This window comes from Hyphomicrobium sp., assembly GCF_036833075.1.
Lineage (GTDB): Bacteria > Pseudomonadota > Alphaproteobacteria > Rhizobiales > Hyphomicrobiaceae > Hyphomicrobium_C.
On sequence record NZ_DAITQL010000012.1, the window covers coordinates 37957 to 50590 of the forward strand.

Consider the following 12634-nt stretch of genomic DNA (forward strand, 5'->3'; position numbering starts at 1 on the left):
TCAAACGTTGAGATGGGTCGGATAACGCAGGTGCCGGCGGCCGACGTCGACGAAGTGCGCGTCGCGCCGCGCGGCCCAGACGGCGACGGCATGACCGAGGACTCCGATGAGGAGACCGACGACCCAAAGTCGGAGGCCGAGACCAACTGCGCCGGCCAGCGTGCCGTTGAGGATGGCGACGGCGCGCGGGGCGCCAGCAAGAAAGATCGGCTCCGTCAGCGCTCGCCGCACGGGTGCGAAGAATCCGTGAACGTCGTTGTCCATCAGACTAGAGCTCCACCGCCGAACGAGAAAAACGAGAGGAAGAAGCTCGACGCCGCGAACGCGATCGAGAGCCCGAACACGATCTGGATCAGTTTGCGAAATCCGCCGCCGGTGTCGCCGAAGGCGAGTGCAAGCCCGGTGGCAATGATGATTATGACCGCGATGATCTTGGCGACCGGCCCTTCGATGGACTCAAGGATCTTCTCGAGCGGTTCCTCCCACGGCATCGAAGAACCGGCGGCGTGGGCCTGGGCCGTCAGCATGAGCGAGCTCGTATGGACGACGGCATGCGCCAAGTAATGGCGCGCACGCAGGCAGAAAGGCCGGATCATTGTTCATCTCCTTTTGTGAATGGCAGGTCTGGTTCGGATTTGGTCGAGCGGGTCAGATAATCGCCGGAAGCGGGATCGAGCCCGTCGACGTGAGCAATCTCGGCGAGATGGCGGGCTGCGCCGCGCCCGGAAAGGACGGCGATGATGTCGATCGTCTCGGCGATCAGGACGCGCGGTACGGTGACGACGGCTTCCTGGACGAGCTGCTCGAGGCGGCGCAGTGCGCCGATGGCGCTGTTGGCGTGGATGGTGCCGATGCCGCCGGGATGGCCGGTGCCCCATGCCTTCAGGAGATCGAGAGCCTCAGCGCCGCGGACCTCCCCAACGGGGATGCGATCCGGGCGCAGGCGAAGCGATGACTTGACGAGATCGGAGAGCGAAGCAACGCCGTCCTTGGTCCGCAGGGCAACGAGGTTGGCCGCGGCGCATTGCAGTTCGCGGGTGTCCTCGATCAGCACCACGCGATCGGTCGTTTGGGCGACCTCCGCCAGCAGGGCGTTGACTAGCGTTGTCTTGCCCGTGGAGGTGCCACCGGCGACAAGGATGTTGCGGCGCTCTGCGATGGCACCGCGCAGCGTGGCGGCCTGGTGTCCGCTCATGATGCCGGTGTGGACGTAGTCTTCGAGCGTGAAGACGGCAACGGCCGGCTTGCGGATCGCAAAGGCTGGCGCAGCGACGACGGGTGGGAGGATGCCCTCGAAACGCTCCCCGGTCTCGGGCAGCTCGGCCGACACGCGTGGAGCGCCCGCATGGACCTCCGCGCCGACGTGATGCGCGACGAGGCGGACGATACGCTCGCCATCAGCCGGGCTCAGACACCCATCCGTGGCGACAAGTCCGTCTTTCAGGCGGTCGATCCAGACCCGGCCGTCCGGATTGAGCATCACTTCGACAATCGCGGGATCTTCGAGATAGTGAGCGATGGCCGGACCGAGGGCCGTGCGCAACATGCGCGCGCCGCGTGAAACTGCGATCTTGCCGTGATGATGCGCCGACATTGTGCCCCCGTTGCCGACCATCCGCACGTGAGCGAATGGCGATGGGGATAATCAAGAAAGGCAGGAATTCAGCGCGGGCAACACCCTTGTGTTTGGGATCGTAGCGCGGCGTAGGCGCGCGTAAAAATACTTGCAGCGCTCGGTACCCTCTCGAGGGCGAAAGCAGTTCCAAATACCTTCTTTCAGCGAATCACATTTGCCGCGGCAAATCATCAAGGAAGGTCTTCAACGCGGGGTTCCGGTTTCCGCGGTTCCAGCAGAGGGTATAGCCAAGCCGGGTTGCGCCTGCCGCGTTGTAGACGGGGCGCAGAGCCAGGTCGAACTTGGAAATCCCGCCATTGGACTCGCATTGCAGGCTGATCCCTTCGCCATCTGCGACTTGAGCGAGAATGCTTGCGTAGCTCAAGCTCATGGATGAGACATCCGGCCGATCAGCGGGGGCGGCTAAATTGGCAATCAGGAGATTTAGGATGTCGGGGCCGGGATCGTGGCGACTGATCAGGAAGCGTTCACCCTTGAGCTCGGACCAATAGACGAAGGGATTCTCAGAGAGTCGATGGCTTTTGGGCAAGACGACGACAAGACGCTCCGACCACAACGCTCTAAATTCAAGGCTGGCGCATTTTGCAGTATCGCCAAGGATCACGGCAGCATCGAGCTTGCCGGCATGTAGTTGCCCCGTCAGCTCGACGAGCGGCATCTCAAGGAGCTCAACATGGATATCCGGGTGGTGCTCCCGAAATTGGCGAATGAGGGATCGCGGTGCGCCAGCTGAAATGTTATTGTAAAAGCCGAGGGTGATGCGTCCGAGCTTGCCAACGCGGCTGGCGCATGTTCGATCCAACAGACGCTGAACATCAGCGAGAATTCCTTCTGCAAAGGATACAAAGTCCTCGCCTATGGGTGTTGTTCGAACACCGGCAGTGGAGCGCTCGAACAGCTGTGTTTCGATTTCATCTTCTAGCTCGCGGATACGGCGGCTGATAACCGGCGGCTGGACATTGAGTTCATGACTTGCTGCAGCGAAGCTGCCGTTGCGCGCAACGGCAACTACGTACTTCAGATGGCGCAGCTCCAATCAGTTCCCCTCCTTTGCCGAACTGGTCGCGTGATTTGCTTTTTCGGTCCGCTCGGCTGCGCGAACTGGACCACATGGCGTGTTGTGACGAGAGCCAACTGCTGGTGAGCACAACCCGATGGCTCAACGAGTACATAAATGTACACTTTATTAGTAATCATTTTCCAGAGGCTTTCTTCCTGGTTGAAACCGGCGCAAGTTCTCGGAAAGCTACGATTATAGGAAAGATCATTGCGAGCATTACATCCGTGGCGAAGCGGTGGCAGTGATCAGCCCGTCACATCATCCGGCACCTCGTGCTTCAGCCGTGGTCCCCTGGCGAGCCGGCGGCCCAATGCCTCGATGAACCGATCGTAGCGTTCTCCCGCCTGAGCGCGTGCCGCGGCTTGCGCGGCCTCGGGGAGGGGCGGCGTCGCGGTAAGCCAGGACCGGACGAAAAGCGCGAACGCCTCATTTGCAATGCCAATGTCGCGCTCCAGGCGCTGCACGGCGCGATCGATGCGATCAAGGCGCTTCGCGATCGCTGCCTCCTTGCGCTCATCGGCATCGGGCGAGAGGAACGACGCGATCGCTGCCTCGGCGATCATGGAACGGGACTGCTCGCGCCTGTCAGCGTAATCCGCCAACAGGCCCATGAGCTCGGGATCGAGATAGATCGATAGCCGCTTCTTCTTGCCGTGCTGTGCAATCACGTCTCAAAGCTCCATTCCGTCACCTGGATCCATCGCGATTTGGCGCGCGATGTGCCGCATGTCGCGGATCACCGCACGGGAGCCCGCGGCATCGCGCTCTGGCTCGTCACCATCCGGATCGAACTCGTTGACAGGCAATCGTAGAGCTTCCGGAACGAGGTCCTTGTGCACTTCGAGGCCGGGTTCACGACGCAGGCCGGCATTGGTGTCGTCATCGTCCTTTCGCGCCGCAGCTGTCGGCGCTTGCGGAGCTGCGCTCATCGTTTCTCTCGGACTGGAGACCGTGGGACGATCTGGATCCCCTCCGACACGTGCGCCAGCGCCGGACAGCGACCAGTCGTCGCTCCACAGACCGACATTGTTGTTCGGCGTTTGCGGGACCGGCAACACGCGCTCCGTAAAGCGCGCATCCTCGAAGTAACGGGCCTTCTTGGCGCGGATTGGTGGCGTGCCGGCGACCATGACGATCTCATCGTCAGGCGGAAATTGCATAACCTCTCCGGGTGTGAGCAACGGCCGCGCGGTCTCGGAGCGTGAGATCATCAGGTGGCTTAGCCAGGGCGCGAGCCTATGCCCGGCGTAGTTCTGCATCGCCCGCATCTCGGTGGCGGTGCCGAGTGCGTCCGACACTCGCTTGGCAGTTCGCTCATCGTTAGTCGCGAAGCTGACGCGGACGTGGCAGTTGTCGAGGATGGAATTGTTGACCCCGTAAGCCTTTTCGATCTGGTTCAGCGATTGCGCGATCAGGAACGCTTTGATGCCATAGCCCGCAATGAAGGCAAGGGCGCTCTCGAAGAAGTCGAGCCGACCGAGCGCCGGAAACTCATCGAGCATGAGGAGCAGACGATGCCGGTCGCGCCTTGCATGCAAATCCTCCGTCAGCCGGCGCCCGATCTGGTTAAGCACCAGCCGCACCAATGGCTTCGTGCGCGATATGTCGGACGGCGGCACGACAAGGTAGAGCGTGGACGGCTTGTCCCCGGTGACGATATCGGCAATACGCCAGTCGCAACGGCTGGTAACTGCCGCGACGACGGGATCTCTGTAGAGCCCAAGAAACGACATGGCCGTGCTAAGAACGCCCGAACGCTCGTTGTCGCTCTTGTTCAGCAATTCGCGTGCGGCGCTGGCGATGACGGGGTGCGGTCCCTGCTCACCCAGATGCGGGGTGGCCATCATCGCCGCAAGGGTCGTCTCGATCGGCCGTCGCGGGTCGGAAAGGAACGCGGCGACGCCTGCGAGCGTCTTGTCCGTCTCGGCATAGAGCACATGGAGGATGGCACCCACCAACAGGCTGTGGCTTGTCTTCTCCCAGTGATTGCGCTTTTCGAGCGAGCCCTCGGGATCGACCAGGACGTCGGCGACATTCTGAACATCGCGGACTTCCCATTCGCCGCGCCGAACTTCTAGCAGCGGATTGTAAGCGGCTGACCTTACGTTGGTCGGATCGAACAAGAGCGCGCGGCCGAAGCGTGCGCGCAGGCCGGCCGTCAGTTCCCAGTTCTCGCCCTTGATATCATGGACGATCGCCGATCCCGGCCAAGTGAGCAACGTCGGCACCACCAGGCCGACGCCCTTGCCTGAGCGCGTGGGCGCAAAGCAGAGGACGTGCTCGGCGCCATCGTGGCGAAGATAGTCCCGGTCCACACGGCCGAGGACGACGCCATCCGGTCCGAGCATGCCGGCTCGCTCGATCTCCAGATGCTCGGCCCATCGTGCTGAGCCGAAGGTGTGCACGTCCTTCGTCTCGCGTGCGCGCCAGATCGACATGAACACGGCAGCGGCAATGGCGAGAAGGCCACCAAACGCAGCGATCAAGCCACCTTCAATGAATATGTCGGGGGCATACGCGTCGTAGGCGTACCACCACCACAGCAGAGCCGGCGGCGGATACACGGAAAGGCTTCCGAACTCGAACCATGGTGCGCCGAGCTGCGGTTGAAAGCCAAGCCGCCATGCCGTCCACTGGGTCGCCGCCCAGACAGCTACCAGCACGATCGAGAGAACGACGAGGATCTGTCCCCATTGAACTCGTGTGGCAGACACGACGAGCTGTCTCCTTGAATCCGAGGGCCCACAAGCAAAGAAAGACACGTTTCATCGGGGCGGCAACGGCCGGCCAACCGCGGATCGCGGCCTGTCGAAGCGCATCGTAAAAATACTTGTCCTGTGCGATCGCCGCTCCTGGGGCGAGGTGCACCGCTTTGGCTGTCGCACACTTCTTTCGGTGGAGCTCAGACGGAAATTAAGGGGACACAGATCCGCGCGACATGAAATGACTAGTATACTAGGTAGCAGTATTTTAGGTGACCGGCGATTTCTGCCCCATGGGACTGAGGGGCCGAGTCGCGAAGAATCTGCGCCGTTTGAGGCACAAGCGATCCATGTCGCAGGAGGAGCTTGCCCATCGTGCTCGCATCAACCGCAACTACGTGGGAATGCTCGAGCGCGAGCAGTACGCAGCCTCGATCGATATGCTGGAGAAGTTGGCCCGCGGACTGGGCGTCGATCCTATCGAGTTGCTGCGCCCAGACGATTGAGGCGGACGGGCGCCACGGTATCGTTTGCCCCGGGCATCTTCTGCTCTGTCTCTTCGCGCCTTGATTTGCTTCTTCCGCCCCCTTTGCGGCAACGAACAGGTCCCACTCACAAGCCAAGCCCCCGTTTGCGCCCGAACGACCAGTTGATACCGCCATCTGCGCGGGCAACACCGGAAACATGCTGTCCGATGTGCTTCTCGATCGCGGGTGTCCAGGGCACGAGCTTGAAGCCGAGCCCGTCGTCGATCATCGCGAAGCGGCCGGAGGCAAGCGTGACACGCTCCCGATAGGTGCCGGCAACAAAGTCTCCGGCTCCGGGCGTCTGGAACGGCATGGCCTTTTCGCTGGCGAGCTTCTGGCCGACGGCGTCGAGCTCCCGCTGCCTCAGCGTGGCGAGCAGATCGCGGGTGAAGACGGTGCGCTCGCCCTGGCGCTGCGCCAACCCCTCGGACAGCAGATGGCGGGTGCGGGCTTCCATAGCCCGCCGGACCTCGAGGCCAAAGCCGCCGCCGAGCTCAACTGGATCGCGGGCGACGAGTTGACGGTCGAGCCACGTGGCGCCGTCGGCAGTGACTTGTGCTTCGACCGAAAGATCCGAGCGAACGGCCAAGGCCACACGGCGCTGCCCGTTGGAGTCGTCGAATGACCGGAGCTCGACGATCGAGCCTGGTGCGCTGTCGCCAGCCGCGTCGAGATTTGCGAGGCGGATGTGGTGCGTGTGGCCATCAAGACCGTCGACGACAGCGAATGCTGTCTCGCGCAGCTCGTCGTCGAGGCCGCGCTCCACGAGCCGTCCGATGACGGCCTCGCCATGCGTCTCGCCAGCGAGCGCGTAGTCGGTGAGGCTGCGCGCGATGCCACGCTCGGTCAGCGCGCGGTGCATGCGCTTGATGATGTCGCCGCGCTCGCCGAGCGCCCGCAGGGTGGCTTCGGCCTCCTCGGCGACGACCCACTGGCCGGAACCGATGGCGTCGGCGAGACCGAGACGCTCGAGATGTCGGAGCCGCCCGACCTTCAGCGCCAGGTAGTCATCAGGTTTCTGGTCCGGCGCCGGCGCCAAGTCAATGACGCCGGCGCGGCCGGCATCGCGGACGAGCTGGCGGTCGAGCTCCGTCCATCGCTCGGCCTCGATCTGGCGCTCGAGAGTACGGCGGATGTCGCGATCGGTACGCGGTCCGAGCTCCAGCGTGATGAGATCACGCGCGCGGTTGCGCATGCCGTCCTTGATGTAATCGCGGGCGACGACGAGATCCCGGCCGTCGTCAGCCCGGCCACGCAGGAGGACATGGATGTGGGGGTGCTCGGTGTTCCAGTGATCGACGGCGATCCAATCAAGCCGTGAGCCGAGATCCTTCTCGACCTGGGCCATCAGCTCACGCGTGAAGGTTCTGAGGTCCGACATCTCGACGGCATCGTCCGGCGAGACGATGAACCGGAAGTGATGCCGGTCGTCCGCGCACCGCTCGGCGAAGCCCTTTACATCGGCGTCTTCAGTCTCGCGAGCAAACATGCGCGCGTCCGCGCCGTCACGTGCGACGCCATCGCGGCGCAGGTAGTGGACATGGGCGGACAGGGGCGCGGCGCGTGCGGTATGGCGTACGACGCGGGTCTTAATGACGGCTCCCCGCGAGCGGCCGGTGATAAGCCGGTTAGCACACACGCTGGCGACGCGTCCTCTGCCGAAACGCGATCCGCGGCCCGATGTGATCCTGCCGCTCGGGGACACCCGGCCGCCCGCCTTCTGCGCGGCGGCGAGGGCCTGGGCCACGAAGGGACGCGCCCGCTGGGTCTTGCTCGTGCGGATGCGGCCGGGCCGGATGCGGATGTCGTCGTCGCTGCTCATGGCGGCGCTCGCCGCGATGTGCGAATGGCACGGGCGTCGCGCGAGAATTTGCGTGTGCGCACCTCGCGGCGCAGCCGCGCGAGGTGCTCACGATTGAGAAAAACCGAACCAAAACAACCGACCGGCCAAGCCGCGATGCGCGGCCTTTTATCCCGCCATCCCTCGGTCGAGACTCCCGCAGTCCCGCAGTACCCCGCAAGTCTTGCGATGCGTTGCGCTGCAGGCCTCTTGCTTGCGTTGATCATCGCTGTGCGGCGTCCGGTTGGCTGCGGCGGGCAAACAGGTCTCTGGATGCCGGCGTCAGCATCGCGGAAGCGCCGCGTGTCGGCGTCCCGGACGACTTCTCGGCAAGCGGTATCGTGTCGTCCGATTGGCTTTTCTCGCGCGCGACAAAGAGCGGCGCATCGGTCCATTCGACGTCCGTGGCGCTCGCGAAAGCCGGCGCGACCTCGTCGTGCTTGCCGATCGCCGCGACCACCTTTGCGAAGAACGCGACGGTGTCTGCGGGCAGCGCAAAGTCGGTCGCGAGATGTTCCTCGAAGCGCTCAGGTCCCGCGTGATACGCGGTCATTGCGGCGCGCAAACTTCCGTAACGCTCGGACAGCTCGCGCAGGTAGGCGGCGCCGGCCATGATGTTGTCCCGCGGCTGAAACGGATCGTCGCCAAGGCCATGACGCTCGCGCAGGCCGCGCCACGTCTCAGGCATGAGCTGCATGAGACCGATCGCGCCGCGCGCGGAGAGGACGCGCGGATCACCCACATCCGCAACGTCGATGACCGTGCGTATCCACGTCTCTGGTATCGCAAACCGCTGCGCGGCGTCGGTGATGTCGGTGCTCCACAGATCAGACGACGGGACTGGCGCGATAGTGCCCACCACACGGGAGTGCTGCGATGGCGGACCGGCCACGGCGGCGGGCGTCTGCGCGATCAAAGCGCATGCTATGCCTACTGCGATCGTCCAGCGTCCGGCCACGCCAGATCCCCGGCCACGAAGCGCAGGCAGCGTGCCAGCGGGCTCGCTGCGGTCGAGAGCAAGGCTCCGCCGGCGTCTAGCGGTTTGCGGACGGGTTTCGTCGGCGGCGCAGTCGCGCTTCCGCAAACCTGGCCGCCACCCTTGACCTTCACTCCGCGCGCCGGCCGCCGCGAGGGCGATCGGGTCGAGGGGATTGATCGGCGCTCGGTCGATCAAGGGAATTGCACTTCCTGGTCCGCTGTTCTGACGGCGACGCATGGGTCTCACGCCTGCTCCTCGCGCTTCCCGCGACGGGTCCAGAGAAGGTTCCAGACGTTCTTCTTTGAATCGGCCTCGAACAAGCGGGCGCGGATCGGCTCGATGAACACGGGATCGTCAATTGTGACCGACAGATAAGCGCCGGCGCGATCACCGGTACGGTCCCAGGCTGCGCCGACCTCCAGGCCGTCCAAGAAGACGCGGTGGTTTGGCGCGTTCTCGACATCCGAGCTCTCGGCCGGCCGGATGGCGAGCTCGATGTCGACGGTGAGCGTGCGCAATCGCCCGACGAAACCATCGTCTTTGCGCGTGAAGGTGCCAATTTGAGCCATCGTGACTTCCTTTCAGGGCTGGAGAATGCAAGCCGTCATGGCTCGCGATCGACCGCAGCGCGGGTTGCGTCCACGGCCAGCGAAGGAGCGGGCGCGGTCCAGATCGGGACCGCGCGTCCGGTGATAGCCAAGACGGGAAGTGGCCCGATGTAGCGGCCGTCGAAGCTGTCGGGCGCGTCCCTGTTCATGACGAATACCTCGTCATCGTCGAGCGTTCGGCATCCCTGCCACCTGGGCAATGGACGGCCGCGGCTATCGTGCGCATGGGCCACGCCGCGCATCGCGCCATCGACCGTAATCAGCGCTCCAACGCGGCACACGGTTGCGCCTGCGCGCGCCATCAGGCGCTTGATGAGCGGCAGTCCACGCGGCAGGTAGCCGCGTTCGGCGAGAAACCGGGCGAGTTCGTCCGTGGGGGTGACGACGACGAGCGCGCCCGCCTTGGGGTCTCGCGGTGCGAGCACCCGATACAATCCAACGGGTACGCTGGCCGACGCATTCCAGATGAGACGGACGCGGGGCTGATGCCAGAGCGGAAAGACGACCAGCGTGGCACCTGCGAGCATGGCCACGAGTGTGCGGTGGCGGGCGCGCATCACAGTCAGCTCCGCCGCTTGAGCCAGGCGCGATGCTGGTCGCGGGAATAGACCCGGAACGGCTCATTGACAGAGATGCGATGGTTCAGGTGGCGCCAGTGCTCGGGCGCGATCTCCGCTGGATCGAGGTCGAGCATCTCGATGGCGTCGATCGCTGCCAGCACGCGCTGGACCTGCGGCCAGCCGCTGATGCGCAGCAGGATGTCGCCGCCTGGGCGCACAAACGGCAGGGTCTGGTATGCTTCGCCGTCGGGCACAGCCCGCACGATGTCGATCCGCGAGATGACCGTGCCGTGCTCGTTAGCGGCCCACCGCACATAGCAGAAAATGCTACCGGAATCGAATCCGACGACACGCCGATACCGATCGAGGATATGTGTTTCGACGATATGTCCGAAACGGATGCGGTGCTCGATGCGCTTCTCGCGCCATGTCAGATCTACCAGCGTGCGATGGGATTCGACGCCGTTTAAACGCGCCCGGCTCATGCGTCGTCCCCTTTGGGATCGGCGCTCTTGGAGGGCGTCGGTTGTTGTGGCGCGTGGGCTGGTTCGGTGAGGTCGGATGTTGATCGGCGTGTCGATGCCTCGACCCAGGCATAGAGTTCGGCGACGTCGTAGACCACGCGTCCGCCGAGCTTGTGATAGACTGGCCCGGTGCCGCCGCAGCGGTGCTTTTCGAGCGTTCGGGGTGACAGATCGAGAAGGCGCGCAGCCTCCGGTGTTCGCACGAACCGCGGCCAATGATTGGCGGTCTTGTCCTGCATTGCGGACCTCCGTCGCGCCCGCCGCAAATGCGGCGGATCACGTGCGACGGTGGCGAAGGACCGGCGGTTGGGCGGAGTGACAGAAGTCGAGGGGGCGCCATTCTGTCCCCCCCTGCGGGGAGCGTTATCGCAGCGCGAGGATCAGCGTGAGCGAAAGAGATGAACGGGCAGCGGTGCGTTCTGAAGCAGGCGCAGATAGTCGCCGTTGACCATCGCACGCGCTGCGGCGAGCAAGCGATTTACGCGCCGGCGCTCGGCGGCGTTCTTCCAGTCGATGGCGCGCATGGTCAGAACGCTGTTGTTGAGGAGGACGCTGGCCAACTGACGTCGCGACGCACCGGCCTCGGTCGCGTCCCACGCGCGCAACATCAGGACGCATCTGTGGCGCTGATAAGCAGAGAGCTGTTGGTAGCGCGGGGGTGGCCCAGTCGCCTTCCCATGCAACCAGCGATAAAACCGCTGCATGCTTTGGACGCGTTGCGGGAAGTGCTCGTCGATGGGAACGTAGAACGCCGCAGTGAACGATCCATCGCGCTGTTGCAGCCAGATTCGGTGATCGCCGACAGCATCGGTGACAACGGCGTGAAGGCCTCCGTTCACCACTTCTCCGGCGCCGCGCAGCGCTCCGGGATCAAGCGCGAGGCCACCGTCGAAGCCCGGCGGAGCGGGACCAACGATGACGGTAGCGGCGTATAAGTCCGGCCGCCAGAGCGGCCGGGCAAAGGCGGCGGATAGTGCGGGATCGGCCGGGAAAGGTAAGACCCCAGCGTGCGGCGAGACGCGCGACGACCTCTTCCTCGTCAGCTCGCGTTGATGTAATGCGTGCGATAGCGCGTTTATAGTCCGACTTATACTCGGCATTGCGGCGAAGAAATTCAAACGTGAGTTCAGCGCGGTCGAGTCGCTGGAACTGCCTACAATACTCGGGCGATTTCCACGTCGGCGGTGACCTCATCTGGCGATCCTCTCCGCACCGTCAGTGCTTTCGGTGGATCAACCATTTTGCGAGAATCACTGCACAGCAACGTCAATAATCAGTCGGCGCACCTGATCGAAACGCGCTCAACCAATTGTGTGTGTACGGCGATGAATAAGTATTCGTTCAGCGGTGGGAACGCCTCACTGCGCGCGAGACTGAAGCAGGAATTTGTATCCGACTTCACTCATCCAACGCGCACGCGAAAGATGGGCCTCATGTACGCGTCTGGCGCGGTCCGGATCGGCTTCCACGTCGAGTGCGAAAACGATGCGGACGACATCGCGCCAATTGGCGCCGGCCTCTGCGGCATCAAGCAAACGAAGATAAGTGACGAGATGGCGCTCGTCGTAAGCATTGACCCGGAGGGTCAAGGGCGGGCTGTCCTCAAAAGCGAGATAGCTCATACCGCAATCCAAACGGCGTCGCCGGCAGCGTGCAAGGTTTTTCCCTTAACTGGCATAATATAATATCGGAAGGTTCGTGTGCTGAAACGCGACGTAACACGAGGCGTCAGGCTTCATCTTCTGTACTCTCTGCGACCAATCCTGAAACATGTCCCCAACTATTCGTGGCATGGAGCAGCGGAATGCATTCACATGTGTTCGAGTTCGCGCCACGTCGTCACGGCCTAGACTGGATTCCCTCGTGCGCCGCTCCCGTCTGAGCACAGGACTCCCTAGAGCTTATGCAGAACGGGTTGCCGAACACCCAATATACTATAGCCTAATATACTAGGTATTTTGCGGATGGGTAGGCCCAGCTTTCTTTTATCCAAGGATACACGAGGCGTTTCCGCCCTCTCGGAGATCGGATCGTGCGCTCACTCGTCGAGCGCAAACAGACACGCCATGCTTCGATAAGTGCTTCGTTACAACAGGTCCGGCCTGCTTGTCGGGGGGCGGGATAAACGCGCCCCCCCCCAAAATTTATTAGAAGGGCCACAAAAAAGGCCCCAAAAGGCGCGCCCAGGAGACACGCGC

General features: G+C 63.4%; 16 protein-coding genes. 1 reads left to right on the top strand and 15 read right to left on the bottom strand.

Features of this window, described 5'->3' with window-relative positions; translation table 11 throughout:
* The 6 genes from V7082_RS05740 to V7082_RS05765 form a co-directional block, all read right to left on the bottom strand.
* A complete protein-coding gene (locus tag V7082_RS05740; protein ID WP_334146660.1) occupies positions 1 to 264 on the bottom strand; it encodes a VirB3 family type IV secretion system protein in 264 nt (87 codons plus the stop codon).
* Positions 264 to 596 (bottom strand): TrbC/VirB2 family protein, encoded by a 333-nt coding sequence (locus V7082_RS05745; protein ID WP_334146662.1) that lies wholly within the window; start codon positions 594 to 596, stop codon positions 264 to 266. Before V7082_RS05745 ends, V7082_RS05740 begins: the two co-directional genes overlap by 1 nt.
* Positions 593 to 1594: a P-type conjugative transfer ATPase TrbB gene (gene trbB / locus V7082_RS05750; protein WP_334146664.1), complete on the bottom strand. Its 1002-nt coding sequence runs from the start codon at positions 1592 to 1594 to the stop codon at positions 593 to 595. The genes V7082_RS05745 and trbB overlap by 4 nt, the downstream gene beginning before the upstream one ends.
* Positions 1595 to 1784: 190 nt before the next feature.
* Positions 1785 to 2672 (bottom strand): LysR family transcriptional regulator, encoded by an 888-nt coding sequence (locus V7082_RS05755; RefSeq protein WP_334146666.1) that lies wholly within the window; start codon positions 2670 to 2672, stop codon positions 1785 to 1787.
* A gap of 269 nt (positions 2673 to 2941) precedes the next feature.
* Positions 2942 to 3307 carry a CopG family transcriptional regulator gene (locus tag V7082_RS05760; RefSeq protein ID WP_334146728.1) on the bottom strand — a complete coding sequence of 122 codons (366 nt, stop codon included), beginning with the start codon at positions 3305 to 3307 and terminating at the stop codon, positions 2942 to 2944.
* Between the two features lie 60 nt (positions 3308 to 3367).
* Positions 3368 to 5410, bottom strand: a complete 2043-nt coding sequence (locus V7082_RS05765; protein WP_334146668.1) for a conjugal transfer protein TraG — start codon at positions 5408 to 5410, stop codon at positions 3368 to 3370.
* A 281-nt stretch (positions 5411 to 5691) separates the two neighbouring features.
* On the opposite strand from V7082_RS05765, the gene V7082_RS05770 reads away from it, so the two are divergent.
* The gene (locus V7082_RS05770) at positions 5692 to 5904 is read left to right on the top strand and encodes a helix-turn-helix domain-containing protein (protein ID WP_334146730.1); all 213 of its coding nucleotides are present in this window, start codon (positions 5692 to 5694) and stop codon (positions 5902 to 5904) included.
* A 106-nt stretch (positions 5905 to 6010) separates the two neighbouring features.
* Here the strand turns inward: V7082_RS05770 and V7082_RS05775 are convergent, their stop codons facing one another.
* The 9 genes from V7082_RS05775 to V7082_RS05810 form a co-directional block, all read right to left on the bottom strand.
* On the bottom strand, positions 6011 to 7747 hold the full coding sequence (locus V7082_RS05775) for a relaxase/mobilization nuclease domain-containing protein (RefSeq protein WP_334146670.1): 1737 nt from the start codon (positions 7745 to 7747) through the stop codon (positions 6011 to 6013).
* Between the two features lie 241 nt (positions 7748 to 7988).
* On the bottom strand, positions 7989 to 8681 hold the full coding sequence (locus V7082_RS05780) for a lytic transglycosylase domain-containing protein (protein ID WP_334146672.1): 693 nt from the start codon (positions 8679 to 8681) through the stop codon (positions 7989 to 7991).
* Positions 8682 to 8986: 305 nt separating this feature from the next.
* A complete protein-coding gene (locus V7082_RS05785; protein ID WP_334146674.1) occupies positions 8987 to 9313 on the bottom strand; it encodes a DUF736 domain-containing protein in 327 nt (108 codons plus the stop codon).
* A 35-nt stretch (positions 9314 to 9348) separates the two neighbouring features.
* On the bottom strand, positions 9349 to 9909 hold the full coding sequence (locus tag V7082_RS05790; protein ID WP_334146676.1) for a S26 family signal peptidase: 561 nt from the start codon (positions 9907 to 9909) through the stop codon (positions 9349 to 9351).
* Between the two features lie 5 nt (positions 9910 to 9914).
* Positions 9915 to 10397, bottom strand: a complete 483-nt coding sequence (locus V7082_RS05795) for a DUF2840 domain-containing protein (RefSeq protein ID WP_334146678.1) — start codon at positions 10395 to 10397, stop codon at positions 9915 to 9917.
* The gene (locus V7082_RS05800; protein ID WP_334146680.1) at positions 10394 to 10675 is read right to left on the bottom strand and encodes a helix-turn-helix transcriptional regulator; all 282 of its coding nucleotides are present in this window, start codon (positions 10673 to 10675) and stop codon (positions 10394 to 10396) included. Before V7082_RS05800 ends, V7082_RS05795 begins: the two co-directional genes overlap by 4 nt.
* Positions 10676 to 10816: 141 nt before the next feature.
* A complete protein-coding gene (locus V7082_RS05805; RefSeq protein WP_442909759.1) occupies positions 10817 to 11353 on the bottom strand; it encodes a DUF2285 domain-containing protein in 537 nt (178 codons plus the stop codon).
* Positions 11307 to 11630: a transcriptional regulator domain-containing protein gene (locus V7082_RS21530; protein WP_442909758.1), complete on the bottom strand. Its 324-nt coding sequence runs from the start codon at positions 11628 to 11630 to the stop codon at positions 11307 to 11309. Before V7082_RS21530 ends, V7082_RS05805 begins: the two co-directional genes overlap by 47 nt.
* A gap of 164 nt (positions 11631 to 11794) precedes the next feature.
* Entirely contained in the window at positions 11795 to 12058 is a 264-nt protein-coding gene (locus tag V7082_RS05810) for a DNA -binding domain-containing protein (RefSeq protein ID WP_334146685.1), read from the bottom strand.
* Between the last annotated feature and the right edge of the window lie 576 nt (positions 12059 to 12634).

Bases quoted from the DNA above. Each gene is read 5' to 3' on its own strand.
- V7082_RS05785 (WP_334146674.1), bottom strand. From the start codon at position 9,313: ATGGCTCAAATTGGCACCTTCACGCGCAAAGACGATGGTTTCGTCGGG.
- V7082_RS05760 (WP_334146728.1), bottom strand. From the start codon at position 3,307: ATGGGCCTGTTGGCGGATTACGCTGACAGGCGCGAGCAGTCCCGTTCC.
- V7082_RS05790 (WP_334146676.1), bottom strand. From the start codon at position 9,909: ATGCGCGCCCGCCACCGCACACTCGTGGCCATGCTCGCAGGTGCCACG.
- V7082_RS05745 (WP_334146662.1), bottom strand. From the start codon at position 596: ATGATCCGGCCTTTCTGCCTGCGTGCGCGCCATTACTTGGCGCATGCC.
- trbB (WP_334146664.1), bottom strand. From the start codon at position 1,594: ATGTCGGCGCATCATCACGGCAAGATCGCAGTTTCACGCGGCGCGCGC.
- V7082_RS05795 (WP_334146678.1), bottom strand. From the start codon at position 10,397: ATGAGCCGGGCGCGTTTAAACGGCGTCGAATCCCATCGCACGCTGGTA.
- V7082_RS21530 (WP_442909758.1), bottom strand. From the start codon at position 11,630: ATGAGGTCACCGCCGACGTGGAAATCGCCCGAGTATTGTAGGCAGTTC.
- V7082_RS05810 (WP_334146685.1), bottom strand. From the start codon at position 12,058: ATGAGCTATCTCGCTTTTGAGGACAGCCCGCCCTTGACCCTCCGGGTC.
- V7082_RS05770 (WP_334146730.1), top strand. From the start codon at position 5,692: ATGGGACTGAGGGGCCGAGTCGCGAAGAATCTGCGCCGTTTGAGGCAC.
- V7082_RS05775 (WP_334146670.1), bottom strand. From the start codon at position 7,747: ATGAGCAGCGACGACGACATCCGCATCCGGCCCGGCCGCATCCGCACG.
- V7082_RS05740 (WP_334146660.1), bottom strand. From the start codon at position 264: ATGGACAACGACGTTCACGGATTCTTCGCACCCGTGCGGCGAGCGCTG.
- V7082_RS05800 (WP_334146680.1), bottom strand. From the start codon at position 10,675: ATGCAGGACAAGACCGCCAATCATTGGCCGCGGTTCGTGCGAACACCG.